Raw genomic sequence first — 23,732 nt, 5'->3', positions numbered from 1 at the left:
GCCGTTTTTTGTCAAAGCGGCTGCGTTTGACAACAACAAGTCTTTACGGTGGCGGTGTAACCCGGCGCGAACGCGCCAGGTCAAAACCTGTCCTTGTTTTATCGAACTGCTAATAAACCTTGCTCATGATCTCAGAGACGCGCTCACGCATGGCTTTCCCGATGCAGGCCGCATCACTCTGGCACTGATTACGTTTTGCCAGCCATGCCCGCTGCTCTGATTTCATCGTGTCCATTACCGCCTTATCTGCCGGCTGGATCTCTTCCTGCTCCGACTGCCAGGTCCGGTATGCATCGGTAACACTGCGATCCCAGGCAGAGAGTTCATCACTGTCACAAATGGTTTTTTCAACGGTGCTTAGCTTAACGTTACATGAAAAACCCGGCGCGGTTTTTTCGCCAAGTTTTACCCGTTGCAACATTAAATAACCATTTTCAGACCAGTTTGTGATCAACCGGTCAGCAGCGATCTGCGCGACCCAGTTTTTCATCACCACGCCGTCCGGCCCCAAACTGCCCTGCTTACAGCTGACCAGCAGCGGCGTAATTTTTTGATCACCGGGAATATTTAACTCGTAATCCTCCGCCACAGGGGTAACCGGCGCATCATTGTGTTCGCCGGACGTTTGTTGAATGGCGGCATTCAGCGTCATTTCTGGCTGCGAACGGTATGTCGGTTGCTGGCAGTCAATATCACCATCTGCATCGCCGCGAATGGCATCCTGACCGAAGTTCAGGACTCGCCCCACCAGCCGCGGGTCGTTGTATTTAGTGGCGGGATAGGTCATGGCGCGCTGATCGGTATTGACGCTAACAATGCGCCACTGTCCGCTAATCCCTTCTGCGGGTGTCGCTGCAATGGCGTTTGCCGCTGCGAAAAGTGCTGCTGCGGTGAAGAGCTGTGTGTAGTGCTGTTTAAGTTTATCTGTGCATCCGGGCATTTTTTATTACTTTTCCTCGGCCGGGCAATTAGTACACTCGCAATACGCCATTTTTCAGCGTCTGAGACGTTATGGCTGGCAGGGCGCAAAGCGCACTCAACATCGGCATACTGATTTTTTTTAGCATACCCTTGAACGTTCCTGGCCCGCCGCATTCATATGCTGGCCCTGGACGCTCAATACAATAACCTTTGATTGTGCATCCGGATATTTTGTAAGTCGAAATAGTAGAATTGTTGGTTTCCCGGAGGCGTTTTACAGAAATAAGAGAGTTCGCCATACCCAATTCCGAAAAGAGTAGCGATCCCTTACGGGATCGCCATGAGTGCTTACGCTTCTTTGTTTTCCTTGATGTTCCAGCCTGCGGAAGTTTCAGCACCTTTACCGCCGGAAGAAGACTGCTCCCAGTACTGCTGTTTCACTTTCGCAGCCTGGAATGCATAGGTAACACCCACGGTGTCGCCATTGTCTGCACCGGTGTACTGAACAGATGTTACCAGCACATCTTCCAGTGTAATGCGTGCATATTCCACCTGTTGGCCGCCTGCTTTACAAACAGACAGTTCAACTTTGGTCAGGTGTTTACCGCTGGCGCAGTGTTTCAGGATAGCGGTCGTCGATTTATCAATGAGTGCGTTAACATGCAGGTCGTTGAAATTGACTTTACCGGCACCGCCGCCACCGCCAACGCTCATATTTCCAGGTTGTGATGCACCCCAGGAAAAAGATGTGATATCAGTCCAGCCGGTGTGGTTAGAGTCTTTAGATTCACCCGTAACTCCATCGACCTTCAGAAACATATCAATAGCCATAATATTTACTCTTCGTTAATGATAAATATTGCTTTCGAAAAAGCGCTTATATGGCAAACGGGTAAGCATGGGGCCGAATAAAACCGTCCATATTTTACCTCTGCCTCTATTATTCCCGAATAGATGATATATCCATCCAGAAATACTCATTCCCTCGACATGAGAGGAATAATTCATCAATTCTGTGTGTAGCTTAATGTATCCGCACTTTATTAAAGAAAATGGCGCAATTTCGAAATCAGATAATTCCGACGTATCATCTTTTTCACGATTATTTTCTTTTATTGCATTTACCGTTTTGAGTCATTGCTTCAAGAATAAGCGTAGTGGCGCGTTCTTGCTGTAAACGCGCTGCCGGCTGCGCAGTAAAATACGAATATACCACTTCATGTATCGAAATCGTTTTTAGCCTGTTATAACCGCACCAGACTTTTCCTTCCGTGGTATCCAGTACCCCCAACAGATAGAGATCGGCTTTAATGCGCTCACGCTCGTTGGTTCTGGATGTCCACGCATTGAAAAAGCGTTCTCCACTCATGTGGAGATCCTGGTGGGTAAGCAATGCAGGATCACGCGGGAAAATCGACGTATCATCTTCCGGCAACGATTCGCTTCTGGGGTATTCATAACGTTGTGTCTGCGCGCAGGCCATCGCCGATAAAATCAGCAGACTGCTTGCTATCACTGTATGAATTTTCATTCCCTTTCCTCGATCCCTGACAAAATCCTTCAGGCCGCAAACGCACATGGTTTACGGCCTGTTTTACTTACGCTTCCTTGGTTTTCAGCGATGGCAGTTTAGATACCAGACGCAGAGATACCGTCAGACCTTCCAGTTGATAATGCGGACGCAGGAAGAACTTAGCGGCATAGTAGCCCGGGTTATCTTCGATTTCCTGCACCTGCACTTCCGCCGCAGCCAGCGGTTTGCGGGCTTTGGTTTCCTGGGAGGAGTTCGCCGGGTCACCATCGACGTAGTTCATCACCCAGTCGTTCAGCCAGCGTTCCATTTCGTCACGTTCACGGAAAGAACCAATTTTGTCGCGCACGATGCACTTCAGGTAGTGCGCAAAACGGCAGCAGGCGAACAGATACGGCAGACGCGAAGCCAGGCGCGCGTTGGCGGTGGCATCAGCATCGTGGTATTCCGTCGGTTTCTGCAACGACTGTGCACCGATAAAGGCAGCAAAGTCGGAGTTTTTGCGGTGGATCAGCGGCATAAAGCCGTTTTTCGCCAGCTCGGCTTCGCGACGGTCGCTGATCGCAATCTCGGTCGGGCATTTCATGTCCACACCGCCATCATCGCTCGGGAAGGTATGACACGGCAGGTTTTCCACCGCACCACCCGATTCCACGCCGCGGATTGATGTACACCAGCCGTACTCTTTGAATGAGCGGTTGATGTTGGTTGCCATCGCATAGGCGGCGTTAGCCCATGAATAGTTATTGTGGTTTGCGCCATCGGTTTCTTCTTCGAAGTCGAAGCTGTCCACCGGATTGGTGCGAATACCGTACGGCAGACGCGACAGGAAGCGCGGCATGACCAGACCGAGGTAGCGTGCATCTTCTGACTCACGCAGCGAACGCCAGGCAGCGTATTCGGTATTCTGGAATATTTTGGTCAGGTCGCGCGGGTTCGCCAGCTCCTGCCAGGACTCCATTTGCATTACGCTTGGCGCTGTACCGGTAATAAACGGGCAGTGCGCCGCCGCGCCGATGCGCGCCATTTCGCCAAGCAGTTCCACATCCTGCGGGCTGTGGTCAAAGTAATAGTCGCCGACCAGGCAGCCAAACGGTTCACCACCGAACTGGCCGTACTCTTCTTCATAGATTTTCTTGAACAGCGGGCTCTGGTCCCAACCCACGCCTTTAAAGCGCTTGAGGTTGCGGCCAAGTTCCTGCTTGGAGATGCTCATAAAGCGAATTTTCAGCATCTCGTCGGTTTCGGTGTTGTTCACCAGGTGGTTCAGACCACGCCAGGCGCTTTCCAGTTTCTGGAACTCTTCGTGGTGAATGATCTGGTTAATCTGCTGCGACAGTTTTTCATCAATACCGGCAATCAGATTCTGAATGGTGCGGTAGGTGTCGTTGGAAAACGTAACGGTGTTTTCCAGCGCTTGCTGGGCCAGCGTTTTCACTGCGCTTTCTACAGCGGAACGTGCCTGGTCCGTTTTCGGACGGAACTCTTTGCTCAGCAACGCGCTAAATTCATCCTGGCTAAAAGCCTGTGCGCCCTGCTGCTGTTCTTGCAGTTGAGAAGGATTGCTCATGGTTTACTCCTCTTTACCTTGCGCGGCTTCGTCACTATTGGGTAACTGGCTGAGGGACTTCAGCAGTGTTGGATCCTGCAACACTTTGGCGATCAACTCTTCCGCACCGTTTTTACCGTCCATATAGGTCAGCAGGTTGGACAGCTGAGTGCGTGCTTCCAGCAGTTTGTTCAGAGGTTCGACTTTGCGGGCGACGGCATCCGGCAGGAAGTCGTCCATGCTGTCGAAGGTCAAGTCCACATTCAGGCGACCTTCGCCGGTCAGGGTGTTGTCTACGTTAAACGCCACGCGCGGTTTCAGCGCTTTCATGCGCTCGTCAAAGTTGTCGACGTCGATTTCAAGGAATTTACGATCCTCAATGGAGGGTAAGTTCTCCACCGGCTTACCGACCAGGTCCGCCATAACACCCATTACAAACGGAAGCTGGATTTTGCGCTCCGCGCCGTACACTTCCACGTCGTACTCGATCTGTACGCGCGGCGCACGGTTACGTGCGATAAATTTCTGACCACTGTTACTTATTGCCATGATGTTCTCCATCGAATATGCGCGGTGAAGGTTAGACGGCAGGCGACGTGCCTGCGGTCATAACGCGGTACGCGTCAGTCCTGACGCCCAAAGATGTTTTGCAATTGATTCACGCCATCGGGCGCCAGATCGCGAATAATCTCCATAAAATCCAGTTCGATTAACCGCTGGACGCGGTCAATCATCAACGGCGCGGGGTGACTTGGCTCATGCTGGGTAAAATACTGCTTCACTTTTTCCAGCATCAGTTGCGCATCCGCCCGCGTGGTCACTTGTGCACTGCGCCAGTCCGCCATGGCTGGCAGTGGTACGGCAACGGGGTGCGGCTCATTGGTTGTTTGCGCCGGTTGTTCCGGCGTTTCCTGCAACGCATCGCTATGGTTTGCACGGCTGACGCCGGCAATGATCCCGACGCTTTTCAGTAATTGCTCCATTTCCGGCACCCCGCTTTCGCCAAGTTGTTCCAGAAGCCATGAACGGATCGTTTGCAAACGCCCTTCGATTTGCCCGATAGCCTCAATGCCCGGTTGACCACCGCGCGTCAGCTCATCAATCAGACGCACCCGCCCGCCCGGATAGCCCGCACATTCGGTTTTGCTCCCGTCGAGCAACGCCTGTGCATCACGCACGTTCAGCTCATCGCCATTACTGCGCAGCAAAGTGGCCTGGCGCAATGTGGCAGTCAGGTCCGATTTGTCGCTCAGCGCTGCCAGCGCGTTAATCCGGTAGAACGGGTCGAACTCGCCGCCATCGTTCAGCGATGGCCACAGATGATCCCAGTACAACGCCAGTGCCTGCCCCAACAACATCAGGCCGTCAGAATAACCCTCAAGACCACGGCGACGGGTCCATGCATGGGTTAGCGCCAGCATCACCCGGATATCTTTTGTCCGCTCCAGCAAGCTGGTGGCCAGTTTCTCCACGCGGTTCCAGTCTGCAGGTTCAGCCGGAATTATTGTGCTGCCGAATTGCTGCTCGGCTTTTCCCTGGCTTGCCTGTTCCATTGCCAGAAAGTCAGCGTCGTATTCCAGGTTTTCACCACAAGGCTGCTCCGGACTGACCGGAGTAAGTAAAGTTTCAATCGTCATCCGCAACCTGCTTATTCTTCAAACATGGGTGGGTAAAGACCGTGTCGTCCTGGCCTTGCCCCCCCAGCCGGATCAAACAACAGCGTAAACAACTGACCGGTAAAATTGCCGCTATGTACATGGGTGTAAAGCGGGTAACCGTCGCTGCGGTTGGTCCACCAAAAACTGATCTGACGCAGCGGATCAAAACACTCAGCGGCTTGTCGCCAGCCAATCGACGTTTCGCCATCGCCTTCGTAACCAATCACGTCCAGAATTTCCGAGCGTGATTCCGGCTCCACCAACTGCACTGGGGGGATCGACAACAAGGCCTGATCGAGCTGCTCCGGCGAGTAACCATTGCGAACAGCGTGCAATAAGGTCCGCCCAAGATGCTGGTACCAGTCGCCCGCCTGCGCCAGATGACGCGGAGACCACTCCAGCGGGTTAATCGCCATCAGCGCACAAACCGGATACTGCCGCCCGACGCTGTCGCGTCCTGGTAATAAACAGCCCATTTGCACCTGCTGGCCTCCCAGCATCGGCGGCACAACGAAATTCCAGATCGGTGCGTTGCCGAACTGCCTGTCGCTTGCACGTTGTTCCTCTTTTTGCCAGGTCATCAGCCCCACCTGAAACCAGTGGGACCACTGACGCTGCAGCGCGTCCGGAAAACGACGCTGTAAAAAATCGCCCGCACTGGGCAGTTTGCCATACCAGCTAATTGCAGAAGTCGTAGTCATTGGCGTTCCTTTGCAGTTCAAGGACATGCGAAGCGGGGAAGCTGGAACGGGTTGCGGATACTGTTCGGCGCAAACTCCAGCGTGACCTGATGCCCGTCAACCGTGAATGTTGCCTGGCGGCTAAGGCTGCTGCTGCCAGGGCTGACGCGCGCTTTATCAAAGAAGCGATTCAATGCCCAGGCCCCATTCGTGACCAGCGTCGCGGTAGTACCGTTGGTCAGGCCTAATTGCATACGCACCTGATTGGTGCCCCCTGAACCAGGCCAGCTCACGACCTGAACCGCCTGCGGACCGTGGCTGTAACGCAAGATCTGACCATCGACGTCCAGCGTCATAGTAAGGATAGTGTTATCCATCCGCACCGTACGCACCGTGGTACGGAATGACGGGGTCGCGCTGCCGTTGGCAAAGAAGGCATCGCGGATAGATTGCGCCTGCTGAAACGGCACCAGCACCCCTTCGCTTCCCGGCAGGGTTTTGCCATCAATACCCGGCATAAAGCGCCAACTGGACTGCGTGGTATCGACTTTATTCGTCAGGTTGTCGCGGAAGAACACGTCCATTAATCCGGTACCCGGTGCAAACATGCGCGCCAGATCGTCCGGCGTAACTTCTGTACTGGCGGAACGTACCAACGGATAGCGCCCGGCAATCGCCTGACGGCAGAAACTGCCGACTTCTACGCTAATGCGCTTACGCACATTTTCCAGATCCCGACGTTGGGTATCACTACTCGCGCCTACCGCCATATTACTGAACATGGTTTGCAGACCACCCGGTAAACGCCCGGCGCTGGCTTGTAACCGGCTAATGGCTTCACCGCCGGGCGGTGGCATGCCGCTGTTGGCGGCATCCTGCACGGCAGTAAGATAGCGATACAACTCATCCACCTGTTTCAAAAAATCATCAAAGACGATGGTTTTGCCACCTTTTTCCAGCGGCTGCGCCAGTTCGATGATCGGCGCGAAGTGTTCCGTCACCCGCTGTTCTGGCGTCTGACTTGCCGCAGCGTTGGTCACCGCTGCCGCGCCGTCGTGATTGCTGAACAAGGTTTCGAGCATCTGCGTACCGCGATTACCACTCTCTTGCGCTTTATCCTTACTGTCGCCCGGCTCTTCACGCGTAAGTTTGAGCATCTGGCTCAGGTTCATCACCAGACGGCGCAGCGGCGAGTTATTACCGGAAAGCAGACGTGCCGTATTAATTCGCTGGTTCAGGTCGGCACTGTTGTTAAGCTGAATATCGCTTAAGAAGCCATCCCACAGCGTGATGAAGTCGCGGGCATACAGTTGGCGGACAGCATTATCGGTCTGCTGCTTATCCTCCGGCTGCGTGGTGGAGCCCAGTACCCAGGCATCGTCCTCATGTAATGAAGTAGTGACCGGGACAATCTGCGCATTAAAAACGTTCCAGTAGCCATCCGGTGTATAGAGGCCAGGCAGCCCCTCACCAACCGGTTTACCGCTTTTACGCGAAAAAACCAGTTCGCTTTGCGGGCCACCTAACGTTGCCAGCGACACCAGTTTAAGGTTGTCGTCACGCTCCAGCAGACGTTTCAGACGTCCATAAACGCGCGTCGACAGCGGCTGTTGATTGATCATTGCCTGTTCACGGGCGATCAGCGCATCGTCTTTTGCATACGGCGACGACTGAATTTGCGGCTCCAGCAACTGGCGCAGATGCCATTCAAGCTGATTAATCTGTGCTTTGGTAACGTTTTGCGGCAAGTTGCGCTGCAGATTAAGCGTCACCCAAGAGAGCAGGAACTTGCCGTCATAATGCTTCGGCTGATACAGCATCTGGTAGGCTTTCAGCGCTTCATAGCTGTATTCCACATCACTACCGTTATCGTTGCGCAGCCAGGTGGTAATGCGCATTGCCACTTCCGGCAACAACATCTGCTGCAAGGCCTTCTGGTAGAGCGTTTGCGAGGCATCTGCGACATCATTACCGCGATACAGCCCCATACGGCGGGTGACTGGCGGGTTATTGATATCAAAGGCTTCACTTTGCGGTAATTCAGACAGGCCGTTGAGCAGCGGCAACAGCGCAAAAAGATCGCCCTGCTGGCGATTACGCAACGCCTTGATTTGCTGATCCAGCGCCGGGACTTTCGCCTGAACTTCATCGAGATAATTCCGGTTGTTGCCGTAACTGGTGAACCACAGCACGCTAATAATAATCAGCAGCGCCAGCAATGCCGCATAACCGGACCAGATGACGGCACGGCTACGCAACTCCCACCAGCGGTTTTGCCCGGCAATGCCCGCTTCCTGAAAAATCACATTTTGCAGCAGGTGCTTGATAAAGAAGCTCTGCCCTTTTCCTCCTGGCACCGGCTCATCTTTGCTGACCGAATCCCAGTTATCGCCGGACTTGCCCTGCGGCAGTGACAGCGCGCGGTTCAGCTCACCCATGACCCGGTCAAATGGCAGACCTTCCTGCGTACCGCTGGCAAAGTAGATACCGCGCGGTGAGAATTCGGTCTCAAAGTTGGAACGGGCAAAAATCGCATTCAGATAGTCAGATAGCAGTGGGCGCAGAGCGGCAAACTCCTGTGGGAACAGGAAACACTCCGCACGCGCCTGCGCATCGCTTTCACGCAGTAGCGTATCAGGCAATCCCGCATCAAGACGCTGTTGCAGCAGTGCAAATTCCTGAATAAAGCTCCCTTGCAGATCAAAATCCGCCAGCTTCGCTTTCTCCCAGGGGAAAGTGAAGCCCCAGATTTGGTCGCGCTGCGCTTTATCAAAACCAGCAAAATAGGCGCGGAAACCTTTTAACAAGTCGGCCTTAGTGACCAGCACATACACCGGGAAGCGAATGCCCAGTTGTTCATGTAACTCGGTCAGACGCTGGCGCAAATTCAGCGCCTGTTCGCGTGAGGCCTCTGCTGACTGAGTTAACAGATCAGCGATGCTGATGGTGACAATGACACCGTTAATTGGCTGGCGACGGCGGTATTTTTGCAACAGTCCCAAAAAATTGAGCCACTCACCCGCGTCTTGCGCCTGCTCACTCTCCTGGGTGGTATAACGCCCTGCGGTATCGAGCAACACGGCTTCATTGGTAAACCACCAGTCGCAGTTCCGCGTACCACCAATACCGCGCAGCGCGGTTTTACCGAAGCGATCCGCCAGCGGGAACTGCAGGCCGGAGTTAACCAGCGCCGTGGTTTTACCTGAACCCGGCGCACCAATAATGACGTACCACGGCAGTTGATAGAGATATTGCGTGCTGAAGCGTTGAGTCCACTGCCCACGTTGCCCCGGCTGGTTAAAGTGGGCTTTTTTCAGTACCTGAGCCGCTTCTTCGAAACGCTCATTCAGCACCTGATCTTCGTTAGTCAGGCGCTTACGCTCGGTGGGATCTTTCGCCTCTTCACTTTTCAGGTTGTCCATCAGCTTGCGGTTGAGCCACGCGTTATACAAACGCGGCACAATATGGCTGTGCACCCAAATGAGGTACATCACCGCAATGGTGATCATGCGGTTTTGCTCTGACTCCAGCGGTCGGGAATCCACGACGGAGAGCAGCGGGCCAATCATCCAGATCACGGCAGCCAGCCCGGTTACGCCAAGGAAACCCCACAAAATGCGGTTAGTCAGCAATGAAAGCAACATATTCATCCTTAGTTTCCTTGCGGCAGTCCGTTCAGCTCGGCGGCCGTGTTATCCGGCGACACCAGCAAAGTAATTTCCACACGACGGTTGCGGGCGCGGTTTTCTGCACTGTTGTTCGGCGCAACAGGATCCATCTCCCCTCGCCCTTCGGCTTTCACCCGTTCCGGACGCGAAAGATGTTTTTGCAACAGTGACTGCACCGAGCGCGCACGTTCGAGCGACAATTCATAGTTCGAGGCAAAACGCGCGCTGCGGATCGGTACGTTATCGCTGTACCCCACCACTAACACTCTGCCGCTGACGTTATTCATCGCTTGCGCAACCCGGTTAATCACCGATTCATAGCTGTCACGGGCTACGGTCGAACCCGACGCGAACAGGCCATCCCCTTTTAAAGTCACGACGCTGCGGTCTGCTTCGTCACGAACCGCGACCAACCCGGCCTGAATTTCCGGACGCAGGAAAGCGCGCAAATTGAGCACTGGCGGCAGACTCTGCGCTGGCTGCTGAATTGACGCTTCCGGCAACGCGGTCTGGTAGATCTTCGCCAGCACCGGATTGGTGCTGTCACCCAGACGCCAGTTCAGTACGATGTAAAACAGACAAGCGAGGAAACCCGCCAGCCCGGCGCACGCCCACAGCGGGATCACAGGACGCCACAGTTTGCGCATCACGGGTTGATCTTCCGGGTGCGGCGACAACGCCGGTGGATAATTACCACGGACACCGCGGATCATTTGCCACAAGCGCTGTTTAATGGTTTCCAGTTGCGTACGGCCATTGTCCATTACGCGGTAGCGCCCTTCGAAACCGAGCAGCAGGCAGAAGTTAATCAACTCCAGCAGTGCGATATGTTCGCGCGGGTTTTGCGACAACCGCGCCAGCAACTGGAAGAACTTCTCGCCGCCCCATGTTTCGTTATGGAACGTCACCAGCAGGCCGCTACCTGACCAGACACCGCGACTGCCCCACGGCGTAAGCGCTGCGGCTTCATCGAGTGCGGTGCACAAACAGTAGCGCGCGCCAACGATCACCTCGTAAGCCAGACCAGATTGCTGGCAGCGCACTTCAAAACGACGGATCTCATCAATCAAATGTTGACGCAGACCCGCCTGATCATCATGAGAAACCGAATGGCGGATTTGCGGTATCGCATTGAGCAGCGGATTCGCCGCTGCGACCAGGGGATTATTCCCGCTGGCTCCTGCCAGAGCGGCATCACTGCCGGAGGCTTGTTGTTCCTGCATATTGTATGCTCGCTGTATTATTCAGTCGGGCTACGGATGGCCCAAAACTCCATATCAAGACCCGGGAATTCACCTGCGAGATGCAGCGCGAAAGCCCCGGATTTCTCCATTTCGTTCCAGAGTTCGCCGCCTTTTTCCAGCTCGAAATAGTTATAACCGGCATGCCACGGAATTTGCGGCGGCGCGACGGGCATGGTGCGCAGTTTCATGCCGGGTAACTGCAACTGGACCAAATCGCGGATCTTCGTAACTGGCGCCACTTTCATCTGCGCAGGGAAATGGGTCTGCAGGATTTCGCCAGGCACACTGGCTTTTACCGCAAGGACAAAACCGAACTCCCGTGCCATGGTGGTGGTTGGCAGCGTGGCGATATTCAACCCGTGAGTACGCTCAGTCAGAGGCAGTTGGATCGCGTGTTCTTCCATCACCAGCGAGAGCCCTTGACGGAGCATCAACTGCAGTTTGCTAAAGCAACCGGCAAGATCGTCATGGTCATACACGGGCAACGTCTCATCCGGCGAGCGTGAAGCCGTCCAGGTCGTCAACTCGGTAGCAAATGCCAACCAACTGCGCCATAGCTCTTCCGGATGGATTGACGGGAGCGTCTTCAGATGCGCAACCTGTCCAACGTGATGGTTGATCAGCGCCAGCAGTGTGAACTCCACCATTTCTGAAGTATTAAAGCGGCCAGGCTGACGCAGACGCTGGCCGATCTGTTGACTACGTTGAGTCAGCAGGCTCTGCAGGTCATTCACCATGGCGAAGAGCGGTGCATTATTAACCGCGTTCAGCATCGGCGGAATGTAGCGGGTATCGAGGCGAATGTGGTTGTCATTACGTTTTTCAAGCACGTGCGCCACGCCGATGGCTGTCCATTCGGCGCTGAGATCTTTTTCCAGCATCAATTTCAGGCGTAAACGCCCGAACTGCACAGCAGCCGGCCCCACCGACAGAGCGTTATCATCATCCACTTCGCTTTCCCAGGTGACGTATCGCGCCAGCGAGTCTTTTTCCTCGCTGAAAATAACTTCATCACGCCCGCCGCGGCGGGCGGGCAGCGCAAGCACCACGCGCTCATTGCTGATGTTGTCGGGGATGGCCAGCGGTGTGGGCGCCTGGCGGGCATCATGGAAAGAGAAGAATGTACCATCCGGCAGCAGACCGCTGGCGTAGCTCAGTGCAATACAGCCCTGGCGAAGCATTGCGTCGTCCAGTTCGATATCAAGGTAGCCCCAAAGGTATGGACGTTGCAGTGTCCCCCACTCACGAATATGGTGTTGCAAGTAGCTTTCTGCACGCTGAAAGTGATGAGGACGCAGAAACATACCTTCGGTCCACACGACCTTTTCTGCTTTATTCATACTGTTTTCCTGTTAAGGCTGGCGCTATCTGGTAATCACGCGTATTCCATTGACGTCAAGGAAGATGTTGGCTTCCAGTTCATCCGACGACGATTTCCAGAATTCGTAGAAGCGAGTCTCTCCCTGGACAGGAAGAGGTAAGGACATCCGCCATTTTTTGCCGTCAAGCGACTGATATTCCGCCATCACGCCGATGTAGCGAGCTTCCGGCGCACTTTTCCCATTCAACGTTTTTGAAAGCTGACCGGGCATCAGGAAGAATTCATCACTGTTCAGCAGGTTGGCGCCAAGTACGCTATCTGCGTTGTTTTGCAGCGACCAGAAATCGGCTGACATAAAGGTCGCGTCCGATTTCAACAGCAACACCCTGACTTTAAGAGGGGCGGACTCATTAATTTGCGGATGAGCCCTGAACTGAAGGTTATAGCTGGTAGGTACGCTGTGTGAAGAAGATCCACAACCGCTGGCCAGGGTGGCCAGCACAAAGAAAAATACCAGGGTAATCTGGCGTACAACAGAGTTATTATTCATAGCTTGGCGCTCGTCACAGCTGGATTAATCGATGATCCAGGTTCCAGAGTTCGCGTTTTTGCAGGCCTTGCTGCTGCCATCGACAGAGACGCAAGTTTGTTTTTTCGGCGTCACCTTACGTCTTCTGTCTTTACGCAAGGTTTCATCGTAGAGCTCGCTTTTCACGACTGCACGCATCGGAACATACCCGATCAACTCTTCCTGACCGTCATCGGCCAACGCCATCCAAAAATGTTCAACCTGCCCCAACACCACGTAGGTTTTGCCGGCTTCCAGTTGACGGATCATTTTGCCGCCAAAATCCGGCGAGCTCATGACGGACGCAGGGTAAAGCGCGCGATAGTTTTGTTTGATGGGTTCAAACTCTTTCGGAGGATGGACCGCATAACGGTGGGTCAGGGTCACGCCGTTCACTTCGCTGGTGACAATAGTGTCATCAGTTGGAGCGGGTTTAGGTGGTGCTTTACACGCAGAAACGCTGAAGACAAAAAGAAGAGCCAATACCATTCGCATGTTCATAGAGTTTTTTCCATTGCAAATATATTACTGTGTTAAACAGGAGCGTTTTGGAAAGATTCATTCGGATGGCTCCGAATCACCCTTATCCTTGTCCAGCTAAACGCTCTGATAATGAATAAAAAGGCATAGCTACCGCACGAGTCTTGCCAGAGACAAGGCTGCAATAATATTACTTTTCATTGACTATCGTGACATGATTTTACAGAACAGATGATTCTATTCAATATGAAATCCGACCTGTCGAAATAGTATTATTTAATTTTTTAACAAAATAGGATTATTCCCAAGAGGGAGTTTCACTTAAGTTCAGCACCGCAAAGGAAACTTCTTAAATGAATTAATAATGCATAGAAACTAACGCATAACATCATGATAATTAATAGATATTTCAAATGAATGAGAGGTAGCGGATATATTGAATTTTGAGATAGGATGAATCCTAAAAAGCGGGGAGGTACTGAAAACCTACAATATCTGGTAGTTCATTACCCAGATTAATAGTATGGATTAGTCACCTAATCGGATTATTACAGTTATTTTTTGGATATTTTTTGAAATATATTTAACTAAAAAAAAGCTATTTCCTCCATGGATAGTTCCCTGAGTGACTGTTCCACCATGCAACATTTTTTATGCCCTGGCATGGTATTTATTACCGCCAAAGTATTAAGTCACGCTACATCCAAATAAAGAACAGATAAATGAAACCATTCAGCAATATTGACCTGACGCACACTTCAACCTGTTTTGGACTGTAAGCAAGATTGACTGCGGACAATATATCCAAACGAATTGCCTATGAATGATCATTATTGCGACACTTATCGGGTAAAAAGACACCGCCCTGTTTGCGGTTGGCTTTTTTCTGTTCATAGCCAGACGGGTAAATTATCTGGAAGAGCGCAAAATGCCAAACGCGACACGCTATACATCTGATATTCGACTAAGGTTTTCTGCAAGGTTGATGACAGCAGCACCGCTGTACCATTAAGGAGAATAATCGATGGCAAGACCTGTATTGCGACACCCGCGCTCCCTGTTGCTGGCGATGCAAGTCGCGTTTGGTGCGGCATTGCTTATTGCAATCCCTCAGGCGATGGCGGAACAAGCGCAAAACACCCCGCAACCGCCGGATGTTCTGCTCGGCCCCCTGTTTAGCGACGTGCAAAGCGCAAAACTGTTTCCGGATCAAAAAACCTTCGCCGATGCCGTGCCCAATAGCGACCCGTTAATGATCCTCGCGGATTACCGTATGCAGCGCAATCAAACCAGTTTTGATCTGCGCCATTTTGTAGATGTGAACTTCACGCTGCCCAAAGAGGGTGAAGAGTACGTTCCGCCCGCCGGGCAGAGTCTGCGTGAACATATTGACGGGTTATGGCCCGTACTGACGCGGACAACCAACAGCGCGGGTAAGTGGGATTCGTTGCTGCCGCTGCCGAAGCCCTATGTGGTTCCTGGCGGGCGTTTCCGCGAAGTCTATTACTGGGATAGCTACTTCACCATGCTGGGCCTTGCGGAAAGCGATCACTGGGACAAAATCGAAGATATGGTAACTAACTTCGCCCATGAAATTGATACGTGGGGACATATTCCTAACGGCAACCGCAGTTACTATCTGAGTCGCTCGCAACCGCCTTTCTTCGCTCTGATGGTGGAATTGCTGGCCACGCACGATGGCGATGAAGCCCTGAAAACGTACCTGCCGCAGATGGAAAAAGAGTATCGCTACTGGATGGATGGCGTTGATAATCTGCAAGCGGGCCAGGCCAATAAACGCGTGGTAAAACTGAGCGACGGCTCGGTACTGAATCGCTATTGGGACGATCGCGACACGCCCCGCCCTGAGTCATGGCTTGACGATGTCACCACGGCGAAAAATAACCCTAACCGCCCTGCCACCGACATCTACCGCGATTTACGCTCTGCGGCGGCGTCCGGCTGGGATTTCAGCTCGCGCTGGATGGACAATCCCAACCAACTCGGGACTATCCGCACCACCAGCATCGTGCCCGTCGATCTGAATGCCCTGATGTTTAAAATGGAGAAGATGCTGGCCCGCGGCTGGCAAGTCTCCGGCGATGCGGCAAAAGCCAGCCAGTATGAAGCGCTGGCGACGGCGCGGCAGAAAGCCATTGAAGCCAATCTGTGGAACGATAAAGAAGGCTGGTATGCGGACTACGATCTGAAGAGCAAAAAAGTGCGGAATCAGTTGACCGCAGCCACGCTCTATCCACTTTTTGTTAATGCTGCCGCCAAAGACAGAGCCGATAAAGTCGCCGCGGCAACGCAGGGGCGTTTGTTAAAGCCTGGCGGTATTTCCACCACTACTGTCAGCAGCGGGCAGCAATGGGATGCCCCGAATGGCTGGGCACCGTTGCAATGGATAGCAACCGCTGGCCTGCAAAACTATGATCATCAGAAACTGGCGATGGATGTGAGTTGGCGTTTTCTCACCAATGTGCAGCACACCTACGATCGCGAGAAGAAACTGGTCGAAAAATACGACGTCAGCAGCACCGGAACCGGCGGTGGCGGAGGCGAATATCCGTTGCAGGACGGTTTTGGCTGGACCAACGGCGTCACACTGAAAATGCTTGATTTGGTGTGCCCTAAAGAAAAGCCGTGTGACAACGTGCCGCAAACGCAACCCACTCAACAACCGGCGCAGACCGCGCCTGCTCCACAAAAAGTGGCGCAATAAATACGCCCTGATCTCTTCCTGAAATGAGTACCTGGTTCAGGAAGAGATCACGCCTCCTCCTCGTGAAGCAGCGCGGTTAAAACCATGCCAAGCTGAGCGAGCACTTCATTCGCTGGCCTGCCCATTTGCATATGCATAATGGCGCCATCCAACGCCATAACACTGGCTGACAGTAGCGTCGGGTCGGCACGATTCCAGTGAACGCCTAAGGCCTGTTCAACCGCAAGCTTATGCGTGCGGGTCACCTGTATCACATCGGGTAACGCTTCGCCCATTTCCGAGGTGGCATTCAGAAATGCGCACCCACGAAAATCAGGCGCATCCGCCCAGTCTTGCAGTGTGGAAAGTAGCGCACTGATGTCGCCTGCCCCTGCCTGCATATGCCTGGCCATCGTCGTGTTAAACCAGTCGATCCAACGCGAGTGCCGATACTCCAGATAAGCCAGGATCAGGGCATTTTTGCTGGGGAAATGACGATAAAACGTCACTTTCGTTACCTGGGCGCACTCAATGATTTTATCGACGCCGGTGGCCCGAATGCCGTACAGATAAAAGAGTTCATGCGCGGTTTGCACGATTTTCTCTTTCGCACTGCGTTTTTCCGGTATGCCTGTTTTAACGTTCATCGTGAGTGACTGTTGACAAGTTTATGTTGGAGGTCCAGATTATCACCGGTAGACAGATCTGTCTACTTACCATTATCGAGGATCTCGCCATGACTAACCGCCCTCCATTACCCCCGTTTACGCGTGAAACGGCAATTCAAAAAGTTCGTCTGGCCGAAGATGGCTGGAATAGTCGCGATGCGGAACGTGTCGCCCTTGCCTATTCACTGGATACCCAATGGCGCAATCGTGTGGAATTTGCGCAAAACCGCGACGAGGCCAAAGCATTTCTGCAACGCAAATGGAAAAAAGAACAGGAATACAGGTTGATAAAGGAGCTGTGGGCTTTTGAGGGAAACAGGATTGCTGTTCGTTACGCCTATGAATGGCATGATGATTCCGGCAACTGGTTTCGTTCTTACGGTAATGAAAACTGGGAGTTTGCCGCTGACGGCTTAATGCAACGCCGTTACGCCTGTATCAATGATATGCCGATTAACGAATCTGAACGTCTTTTCCACTGGCCTCTGGGGCCTCGCCCTGACGACCACCCCGGTCTGAGCGAACTGGGTTTGTAGTCCACCTCGCCAGTGTCTCTATTTAATCGTTATCGCAATAGCGCTAATTTACGTTAGCCAGTAAACGCCGCTTTCCCTTCGCCAAAGGTGAGTGGAAGGCTGGCGTCCCTTTTCACAGCCGACAATGCTTAAGAAGCTTCAGGAGGTGATGGCAACGCTTCCCGTTTTTCTGCCCATTTCAGCATGGAATCGAGCGCAGGACACAGCGCTTGCCCCCACTCCGTTAATCGATATTCAACCTTAGGCGGCACTTGCGGATACAGCTTCCGCGATACGATTCCGTCGGCTTCCAGCTGCCGGAGCTGCTGGCTCAGCATCTTTTGAGAAATGCCGGGGATCAGTCTGCCAAAATCGGAGTAGCGCTGCACCTTCCCGTCGAACAGATGAAACAGGATGACCAATTTCCATCGACCTTCCAGAAGCCGGAGTACCTGTTCTACGCCAAGTGCCGCGGTGTCAGGGGTGTAAATCTTACTCATTAGGCTGTTACTCACTTTTTCGTGCGTTCTTGATGATTTCACACTATATGGCGAAGATGACGGCATCACAAACCAACGGGTACATAACCCTGCACGGGGAGCTCATCTGATGACCATGAATCTGGAATTACAAGGAAAACGTGTACTGGTGACCGCGGGCACCAAAGGTGTCGGAAAAGCGGTGGTCGGCCTGTTCCACGAACAGGGGGCGCAGGTGTTAACCACGGCACGAACGCAACCTGATGAAACCTTCGCGGATCACTTCGTCACAGCAGACCTGACAACTGCCGAAGGTTGCCGCCAGGTGGCGGAAGCGGTAAAGGCCAGATTGGGGGGCGTTGACATCATTGTTCATGTGCTTGGCGGTTCAACAGCACCAGGTGGCGGATTCGCAGCGCTCGGCGAAAAAGAGTGGCAGCAGGAGCTAAACCTCAATCTCCTGCCAGCGGTCCGACTGGATCGTGCATTGCTGCCTGGCATGCTTGAGCAGGGAGCCGGTGTCATTATTCACGTCACATCAATTCAGCGCGACCTGCCCTTACCGGAATCGACGACAGGATATGCGGCAGCGAAAGCGGCACTGTCGACGTACAGTAAAAGTCTGTCGAAAGAAGTCTCGCCAAAAGGTATTCGCGTACTGCGTGTGGCGCCTGGTTGGATCGAAACAGAGGCATCAGTGGCACTGGCCGAGCGGCTCGCCCTGCAGGCAGGAACCGACTATGAAGGTGGGAAAAAGATCATCATGAACTCGCTCGGGGGTATACCGATAGGGCGTCCATCAAAACCCATTGAGGTCGCAAATCTCATCCTGTTCCTGGGTTCACCACGTGCAGCAACGATCACAGGGACGGAGTATGTTATTGATGGTGGCACAGTTCCAACGGTGTAAGCAGAAGGAACGCTGCGGCCGGCGCTGCAGCGTTGAAATCATCAGGGAACGCTGGCCAGGGCAGGCTTTCAGCGAAGATGACGGCAATAGCGGTTGAACGTTCAGACCATACATGGCGGTTTCACGACACGGGTCTGTGAAACCGGAGCCAGACTACCTGCGCAGCAGTCTGAATACCGCCAGCACCACGATGGCGCCAACTACCGCAACAATAAAACTGTGTAAATTGAACCCCGTGATATCTCCGCCATAACCAAGCCGGGTGGCGAGCCAGCCACCTACTACAGCGCCAACGATCCCCAGAATACAGGTCAAAATAAACCCACCGCCATCCCGCCCGGGCATAATCAACTTGGCGATAACGCCTGCAATCAGGCCAAAGACAATCCACGCGAGAATACCCATATTATTCAACTCCTTTTACTCGTCTCGTTTAAGCGCACTAGCCACAATGGTGATGCGTTGACTACAGTATAGTTGGCGATGGTAAAAGCATTTTCTTCTCACGGACTTAATCCAAATCTGACTTAAAAAAAATTGTGTCGGTTTGTATTAAGTTCTCCGATGAAATGCCGATATAACAACGACGGTGTGTCAGTCATCAAGGAGCCATTCGGCGTGAGTAATTACAGTGAGCAGTTCCTGAAACAAAATCCGCTGGCCGTGCTGGGAGTATTGCGCGATTTGCAGAAAAACCAGGTGCCTGTCTGCATCACCTGGGGCGGAGGCCAGTTCATCAGTAAAATACTGGACGCGAATCCAGAAGAGCTGATCATGGATTTTGGTAGTCAGGATTACGAGAATAATGCGGTACAGCGCGCCGGGAAAGTCACCGTAACCGCCGAAACGCAGGGTGCAAAAGTTGAATTTACGTTGGGTGCACTCTCGGCGGGAGATTATCAGGCCTTACCGGCCTTTCTTACCCCACTGCCGGAGACGTTGTGGTTTATCCAGCGCCGTGAATATTTCCGCATCATCGCCCCTTTGCATCCCGCTTACTTCTGTAAAGCGCTGATGCCCGATAAATCAGAGATTCGCTTCCGCCTCTACGATCTTTCGCTGGGCGGGATGGGTGCATTACTGGAAGGCCCGGTACCTGAAAAGCTGGAACCGGGGATGCGCTTTACAAAAATTGAGCTGGATATGGCATCCTGGGGACAGTTCTATTTTGATGCGCAATTGATCGCCATCGGCGAGCGTAAAGTGGTGGACGGCAAAAACGAAACTATCAGTACGCCACGTCTCAGTTTTCGCTTTTTAAATGTCAGCCCGGGCGTGGAGCGCGAACTCCAGCGCATCATTTTTGCCCTGGAGCGCGAGGCGCGCGAACGCGCCAGCCGGGTGCGCTAATTACATCGCGTCCATCGCTTTTTGTACTTTCCAGATATAGCGCGGCGCCTGTGGCGCGGGGTGGTTATCCACCACATGTTTTAAGAAGGCGTCTGCGCTCAAATCATTAATTTCTTCAATCGCTTCGCTTCTGTCGGAGGAGAATGTCCGCAGTAGCGCGCCGGCGCCGTTCACGTATGAAACGACCAGCGCGTACTGCATCACTTTCTCATCGCGGATGCCAGCAAGCGCCCCATGTTCGAGAATACTGAGATAGGCAGCGCCCATTGAGATATTGCGTTCCGGGTTTTTCAGTTCGCTGGTGGACGGTTGACCACTCCATCCCATATGGCGGTAAACTTCGCGCCCCGCAGTCGACGCTTTTAACTGCATCAGGCCAACGGCGTTAGATTTGCTCACCAGATCCGGGTTGCCGCCCGACTCGACCGCGATCATTGCGGTGATAAGCCGTGGGCTCACGCCCCACGCTGCACCGGCTTTTTCGGTTATAGGCATCCACTGCATCGCGCGTTTCACCGGGACTTCCGGGTTCCAGTCCGGCTTACGGTAATCCTGTTTTGAGCTACATCCGGCCAGTAAGACCACTACAAAAGCAAACCATCTCAATTTCACACCAGCAATCCTTATTCGGGGTATTCATCACTGCGGATGACAACGACACAGGTAAGCGGCATGATAACTGTTTCGCTATAGATGTCAGCAAGGAAATGCCATGTCCACCTTCCACCTGATCGCCCCTTCCGGTTATTGCATCAATCAGCAGGCTGCTGCCTCTGCCGTTAAACAGCTTGAACAACAGGGGCATCATGTCCGCAATCAGCAGGTGATTACCCGCCGTTGCGAGCGGTTTGCCGGTAGCGACGAACAACGACTCGCCGATCTCAATGCGCTGGCGCAATTGCCCGGCGAGAACCTGATAGTTATGCCGGTACGTGGCGGTTATGGCGCCAGCCGCTTGCTTAGCGAGGTTAACTGGCAGGCGATAGCGGAGCGACAGCAGCAGCAGCCACTGCTGATTTGCGGTCACAGCGACTTCACGGTTTTTCAGTCAGGCCTGCTGGCCACGGGCAATGTGATCACCTTTAGCGGGCCGATGCTGGCGGGTAACTTTGGCGCAGAGCCGCAGGATGCATTCACCGTTGAACATTTTTGGCGGGCATTACGCAATAAAACCTATACCGTGGAGTGGCAAGGCGAAGGCCCGCATTGCCGTACTGAAGGCCAGCTTTGGGGTGGCAACCTGGCCATGCTGACTTCGCTTATTGGTACACCCTGGTTACCTCAAATCGAAGGCGGCATTCTGGTGGTGGAAGATATCAATGAGCACCCCTACCGCGTGGAGCGCATGTTATTACAACTGTTACAAGCGGGTATTCTGGCGCGACAAAACGCACTGGTGCTCGGCAGTTTCTCGCATGCACAACCCAACGAGTACGATGCAGGCTACAATCTTACTACGATGGTTGAATACCTGCGTTCACGGCTGGACATTCCGCTGATCAGCGGACTGCCGTTTGGTCATGAGCCGCAAACCGTCACCTTACCGTTAGGCGCCCACGCTGTTTTGCAACATGCTGAAAAATCTCAACTGACCCTGTCGGGTCATCCCGTGATGTCGGTATAAAAAAAGCGCTTAATGCCCTTATTAAAACGTTGTTTCTGCCGTTATTATAAATGCGTTGAATGGATCCAGGCTGCCGGACGCAGCCCGGGTTTCGGATTTGTCATGACGGGATAAGGAGAGGCATAACATTGGACGCTGAGGCGATAATCAGTCTGTTTATTCTGGGTTCAGTTCTTGTAACCTGCAGTATTTTATTAAGTTCCTTCTCATCACGCCTCGGAATCCCGATTCTGGTCATTTTTCTGGCGATTGGTATGTTGGCCGGCGTAGACGGCATTGGCGGCATACCGTTCGATAATTATCCGTTCGCCTATATGGTCAGTAACCTCGCGCTGGCGATCATTCTGCTTGATGGCGGTATGCGTACTCGCGCCAGTTCCTTTCGCGTTGCCCTCGGCCCGGCCCTTTCCCTGGCAACCGTTGGGGTACTCGTGACCTCCAGCCTGACCGGCATGATGGCGGCCTGGTTGTTTAAACTCAACATCATGGAAGGGTTGTTAATCGGCGCCATTGTCGGCTCCACCGATGCAGCAGCGGTGTTTTCACTGCTTGGCGGCAAAGGGCTGAACGAACGTGTGGGTTCGACGCTTGAAATTGAATCCGGCAGCAACGATCCGATGGCGGTATTTCTGACCATTACGCTGATTGAGATGATTCAGAAGCATAAGGCTGATCTCGATCTGATGTTCCTGGTGCATATTGTGCAGGAGTTCGGTCTCGGCATTCTGCTTGGCGGCGCGGGCGGCTATCTGCTGCAACAGATGATCAATCGCATTGCCCTGCCGCAAGGGCTGTATCCGTTGCTGGCGCTCAGCGGTGGTATCCTGGTGTTTTCCCTGACCACCGCCTTACACGGCAGCGGGATCCTGGCCGTGTATCTGTGTGGTTTTGTGCTTGGGAATCGCCCCATCCGCAACCGTTTCGGCATCTTGCAAAACTTTGACGGGCTGGCCTGGCTGGCGCAAATTGCGATGTTCCTCGTGCTGGGGTTATTAGTGACACCTTCCGATTTGTGGCCGATCGCCCTCTCCGCGCTGATCCTCTCAGCATGGATGATTTTTGTTGCGCGTCCCCTGTCGGTGTTCGCCAGTCTGTTGCCGTTTCGCGGCTTTAACCTGCGCGAGCGCGTGTTTATCAGTTGGGTGGGGCTACGTGGCGCGGTGCCGATTATTCTTGCCACTTTCCCGATGATGGCGGGGCTGGACAATGCCCGTCTGTTCTTCAACGTGGCGTTTTTCGTGGTGCTGATTTCACTGCTGTTTCAGGGGACCTCACTCTCCTGGGCGGCGAAAAAAGCCAAAGTGGTGGTTCCGCCGGTAGGCTGGCCGGTCTCACGCGTGGGTCTGGATATTCATCCGGATAATCCGTGGGAGCAGTTTGTTTATCAGTTGAGCGCCGATAAATGGTGTGTCGGCGCAGCACTTCGCGATTTGCACATGCCGGAAGAGACACGCATTGCCGCGCTGTTCCGTGGTAACAGCCTGCTGCACCCGACGGGCAGCACCCGGCTGCGTGAAGGCGATGTTCTGTGCGTCATTGGCCGTGAGCGTGACCTGCCCGCGCTGGGCAAACTGTTCAGCCAGTCGCCCCCGGTGGCGCTGGATCAACGCTTTTTCGGCGATTTTATTCTTGAAGCGAATGCCAAATTTGCCGACGTGGCGCTGATTTACGGCCTGGAAGACGGACTGGAATACCGTGATAAACAGCAGACGTTGGGCGATATCGTGCAGCAGTTGCTGGGTGCTGCGCCCGTGGTTGGCGACCAGGTGGAATTTGCCGGGATGATCTGGACCGTGGCAGAAAAGGCGGACAACGCCGTGGTGAAAGTCGGTGTCCGGGTAGCAGAAGAAGAGGCGGAATAA

General features: G+C 53.4%; 22 protein-coding genes. 6 read left to right on the top strand and 16 right to left on the bottom strand.

The window, feature by feature from the left end; all coding sequences use genetic code 11:
* Positions 1–109 precede the first annotated feature (109 nt).
* The 12 genes from ACQ3G7_RS11160 to ACQ3G7_RS11105 all read right to left on the bottom strand — a co-directional run bounded on the left by ACQ3G7_RS11160 (position 110) and on the right by ACQ3G7_RS11105 (position 13,641).
* Positions 110–940 (bottom strand): lysozyme inhibitor LprI family protein, encoded by an 831-nt coding sequence (locus ACQ3G7_RS11160; RefSeq protein WP_430889846.1) that lies wholly within the window; start codon positions 938–940, stop codon positions 110–112.
* A 329-nt stretch (positions 941–1,269) separates the two neighbouring features.
* A complete protein-coding gene (locus tag ACQ3G7_RS11155; RefSeq protein WP_017457017.1) occupies positions 1,270–1,752 on the bottom strand; it encodes an Hcp family type VI secretion system effector in 483 nt (160 codons plus the stop codon).
* 271 nt (positions 1,753–2,023) lie between these two features.
* Positions 2,024–2,452: a Rap1a/Tai family immunity protein gene (locus ACQ3G7_RS11150; RefSeq protein WP_430889845.1), complete on the bottom strand. Its 429-nt coding sequence runs from the start codon at positions 2,450–2,452 to the stop codon at positions 2,024–2,026.
* A 67-nt stretch (positions 2,453–2,519) separates the two neighbouring features.
* The gene (gene tssC / locus ACQ3G7_RS11145) at positions 2,520–4,022 is read right to left on the bottom strand and encodes a type VI secretion system contractile sheath large subunit (RefSeq protein ID WP_263100540.1); all 1,503 of its coding nucleotides are present in this window, start codon (positions 4,020–4,022) and stop codon (positions 2,520–2,522) included.
* 3 nt (positions 4,023–4,025) lie between these two features.
* Positions 4,026–4,550: a type VI secretion system contractile sheath small subunit gene (tssB, locus tag ACQ3G7_RS11140; protein WP_061496513.1), complete on the bottom strand. Its 525-nt coding sequence runs from the start codon at positions 4,548–4,550 to the stop codon at positions 4,026–4,028.
* 74 nt (positions 4,551–4,624) lie between these two features.
* A complete protein-coding gene (gene tssA / locus ACQ3G7_RS11135; RefSeq protein WP_430889844.1) occupies positions 4,625–5,638 on the bottom strand; it encodes a type VI secretion system protein TssA in 1,014 nt (337 codons plus the stop codon).
* Between the two features lie 11 nt (positions 5,639–5,649).
* Entirely contained in the window at positions 5,650–6,360 is a 711-nt protein-coding gene (tagF, locus tag ACQ3G7_RS11130) for a type VI secretion system-associated protein TagF (protein ID WP_263100538.1), read from the bottom strand.
* Between the two features lie 17 nt (positions 6,361–6,377).
* Positions 6,378–9,989, bottom strand: coding sequence for a type VI secretion system membrane subunit TssM (gene tssM, locus ACQ3G7_RS11125; RefSeq protein WP_430889843.1), 3,612 nt, complete (start codon positions 9,987–9,989; stop codon positions 6,378–6,380).
* Positions 9,990–9,991: 2 nt separating this feature from the next.
* Entirely contained in the window at positions 9,992–11,230 is a 1,239-nt protein-coding gene (locus ACQ3G7_RS11120; RefSeq protein WP_430889842.1) for a DotU family type VI secretion system protein, read from the bottom strand.
* Between the two features lie 17 nt (positions 11,231–11,247).
* On the bottom strand, positions 11,248–12,591 hold the full coding sequence (gene tssK, locus ACQ3G7_RS11115; protein WP_263100535.1) for a type VI secretion system baseplate subunit TssK: 1,344 nt from the start codon (positions 12,589–12,591) through the stop codon (positions 11,248–11,250).
* A gap of 24 nt (positions 12,592–12,615) precedes the next feature.
* Positions 12,616–13,122 (bottom strand): type VI secretion system lipoprotein TssJ, encoded by a 507-nt coding sequence (gene tssJ, locus ACQ3G7_RS11110; RefSeq protein ID WP_430889841.1) that lies wholly within the window; start codon positions 13,120–13,122, stop codon positions 12,616–12,618.
* 24 nt (positions 13,123–13,146) lie between these two features.
* Entirely contained in the window at positions 13,147–13,641 is a 495-nt protein-coding gene (locus ACQ3G7_RS11105; protein WP_263100533.1) for an SH3 domain-containing protein, read from the bottom strand.
* A 1,003-nt stretch (positions 13,642–14,644) separates the two neighbouring features.
* Between ACQ3G7_RS11105 and ACQ3G7_RS11100 the strand changes: the two genes are divergently transcribed.
* A complete protein-coding gene (locus tag ACQ3G7_RS11100) occupies positions 14,645–16,345 on the top strand; it encodes an alpha,alpha-trehalase (RefSeq protein WP_430889840.1) in 1,701 nt (566 codons plus the stop codon).
* Between the two features lie 47 nt (positions 16,346–16,392).
* Here the strand turns inward: ACQ3G7_RS11100 and ACQ3G7_RS11095 are convergent, their stop codons facing one another.
* A complete protein-coding gene (locus tag ACQ3G7_RS11095; RefSeq protein ID WP_430889839.1) occupies positions 16,393–16,971 on the bottom strand; it encodes a TetR/AcrR family transcriptional regulator in 579 nt (192 codons plus the stop codon).
* 89 nt (positions 16,972–17,060) lie between these two features.
* Between ACQ3G7_RS11095 and ACQ3G7_RS11090 the strand changes: the two genes are divergently transcribed.
* Positions 17,061–17,528 carry a nuclear transport factor 2 family protein gene (locus ACQ3G7_RS11090; RefSeq protein ID WP_263100887.1) on the top strand — a complete coding sequence of 156 codons (468 nt, stop codon included), beginning with the start codon at positions 17,061–17,063 and terminating at the stop codon, positions 17,526–17,528.
* Positions 17,529–17,656: 128 nt separating this feature from the next.
* Here the strand turns inward: ACQ3G7_RS11090 and ACQ3G7_RS11085 are convergent, their stop codons facing one another.
* Positions 17,657–18,007, bottom strand: coding sequence for a winged helix-turn-helix transcriptional regulator (locus ACQ3G7_RS11085; protein ID WP_430889838.1), 351 nt, complete (start codon positions 18,005–18,007; stop codon positions 17,657–17,659).
* A gap of 109 nt (positions 18,008–18,116) precedes the next feature.
* Here ACQ3G7_RS11085 and ACQ3G7_RS11080 point away from each other — a divergent pair, with 109 nt between their 5' ends.
* Positions 18,117–18,896 (top strand): SDR family oxidoreductase, encoded by a 780-nt coding sequence (locus tag ACQ3G7_RS11080; RefSeq protein WP_430889837.1) that lies wholly within the window; start codon positions 18,117–18,119, stop codon positions 18,894–18,896.
* Between the two features lie 153 nt (positions 18,897–19,049).
* Here ACQ3G7_RS11080 and ACQ3G7_RS11075 read toward each other — a convergent pair whose 3' ends face one another.
* Positions 19,050–19,301, bottom strand: coding sequence for a GlsB/YeaQ/YmgE family stress response membrane protein (locus tag ACQ3G7_RS11075; RefSeq protein ID WP_430889836.1), 252 nt, complete (start codon positions 19,299–19,301; stop codon positions 19,050–19,052).
* 213 nt (positions 19,302–19,514) lie between these two features.
* Here ACQ3G7_RS11075 and ycgR point away from each other — a divergent pair, with 213 nt between their 5' ends.
* A complete protein-coding gene (gene ycgR / locus ACQ3G7_RS11070; protein WP_263100527.1) occupies positions 19,515–20,246 on the top strand; it encodes a flagellar brake protein YcgR in 732 nt (243 codons plus the stop codon).
* Here the strand turns inward: ycgR and emtA are convergent, their stop codons facing one another.
* The gene (emtA, locus tag ACQ3G7_RS11065) at positions 20,247–20,858 is read right to left on the bottom strand and encodes a membrane-bound lytic murein transglycosylase EmtA (RefSeq protein ID WP_430889835.1); all 612 of its coding nucleotides are present in this window, start codon (positions 20,856–20,858) and stop codon (positions 20,247–20,249) included. It abuts the gene before it with no gap.
* 100 nt (positions 20,859–20,958) lie between these two features.
* Between emtA and ldcA the strand changes: the two genes are divergently transcribed.
* Both ldcA and ACQ3G7_RS11055 read left to right on the top strand, forming a co-directional pair.
* Complete coding sequence (gene ldcA / locus ACQ3G7_RS11060) at positions 20,959–21,870, top strand: muramoyltetrapeptide carboxypeptidase (RefSeq protein WP_430889834.1); 912 nt, start codon at positions 20,959–20,961, stop codon at positions 21,868–21,870.
* A 128-nt stretch (positions 21,871–21,998) separates the two neighbouring features.
* Positions 21,999–23,732, top strand: a complete 1,734-nt coding sequence (locus ACQ3G7_RS11055; protein ID WP_430889833.1) for a potassium/proton antiporter — start codon at positions 21,999–22,001, stop codon at positions 23,730–23,732.

Origin of the sequence: Kosakonia sp. N21, from assembly GCF_050587465.1 — a bacterium.
Lineage (GTDB): Bacteria > Pseudomonadota > Gammaproteobacteria > Enterobacterales > Enterobacteriaceae.
The sequence above is the reverse complement of the archived record's forward strand: the minus strand, read 5'-3'. Positions and strand labels throughout refer to the sequence as shown.

Coding starts and splice junctions, on each gene's coding strand:
- ACQ3G7_RS11095 (WP_430889839.1), bottom strand. CDS start 16,971: ATGAACGTTAAAACAGGCATACCGGAAAAACGCAGTGCGAAAGAGAAA.
- ACQ3G7_RS11075 (WP_430889836.1), bottom strand. CDS start 19,301: ATGGGTATTCTCGCGTGGATTGTCTTTGGCCTGATTGCAGGCGTTATC.
- tssC (WP_263100540.1), bottom strand. CDS start 4,022: ATGAGCAATCCTTCTCAACTGCAAGAACAGCAGCAGGGCGCACAGGCT.
- ACQ3G7_RS11085 (WP_430889838.1), bottom strand. CDS start 18,007: ATGAGTAAGATTTACACCCCTGACACCGCGGCACTTGGCGTAGAACAG.
- ACQ3G7_RS11080 (WP_430889837.1), top strand. CDS start 18,117: ATGACCATGAATCTGGAATTACAAGGAAAACGTGTACTGGTGACCGCG.
- ACQ3G7_RS11100 (WP_430889840.1), top strand. CDS start 14,645: ATGGCAAGACCTGTATTGCGACACCCGCGCTCCCTGTTGCTGGCGATG.
- ldcA (WP_430889834.1), top strand. CDS start 20,959: ATGTCCACCTTCCACCTGATCGCCCCTTCCGGTTATTGCATCAATCAG.
- ACQ3G7_RS11150 (WP_430889845.1), bottom strand. CDS start 2,452: ATGAAAATTCATACAGTGATAGCAAGCAGTCTGCTGATTTTATCGGCG.
- ACQ3G7_RS11105 (WP_263100533.1), bottom strand. CDS start 13,641: ATGAACATGCGAATGGTATTGGCTCTTCTTTTTGTCTTCAGCGTTTCT.
- tssM (WP_430889843.1), bottom strand. CDS start 9,989: ATGAATATGTTGCTTTCATTGCTGACTAACCGCATTTTGTGGGGTTTC.
- ACQ3G7_RS11120 (WP_430889842.1), bottom strand. CDS start 11,230: ATGCAGGAACAACAAGCCTCCGGCAGTGATGCCGCTCTGGCAGGAGCC.
- ACQ3G7_RS11090 (WP_263100887.1), top strand. CDS start 17,061: ATGACTAACCGCCCTCCATTACCCCCGTTTACGCGTGAAACGGCAATT.
- ACQ3G7_RS11160 (WP_430889846.1), bottom strand. CDS start 940: ATGCCCGGATGCACAGATAAACTTAAACAGCACTACACACAGCTCTTC.
- tssB (WP_061496513.1), bottom strand. CDS start 4,550: ATGGCAATAAGTAACAGTGGTCAGAAATTTATCGCACGTAACCGTGCG.
- tssK (WP_263100535.1), bottom strand. CDS start 12,591: ATGAATAAAGCAGAAAAGGTCGTGTGGACCGAAGGTATGTTTCTGCGT.
- ACQ3G7_RS11155 (WP_017457017.1), bottom strand. CDS start 1,752: ATGGCTATTGATATGTTTCTGAAGGTCGATGGAGTTACGGGTGAATCT.
- tssA (WP_430889844.1), bottom strand. CDS start 5,638: ATGACGATTGAAACTTTACTTACTCCGGTCAGTCCGGAGCAGCCTTGT.
- tagF (WP_263100538.1), bottom strand. CDS start 6,360: ATGACTACGACTTCTGCAATTAGCTGGTATGGCAAACTGCCCAGTGCG.
- tssJ (WP_430889841.1), bottom strand. CDS start 13,122: ATGAATAATAACTCTGTTGTACGCCAGATTACCCTGGTATTTTTCTTT.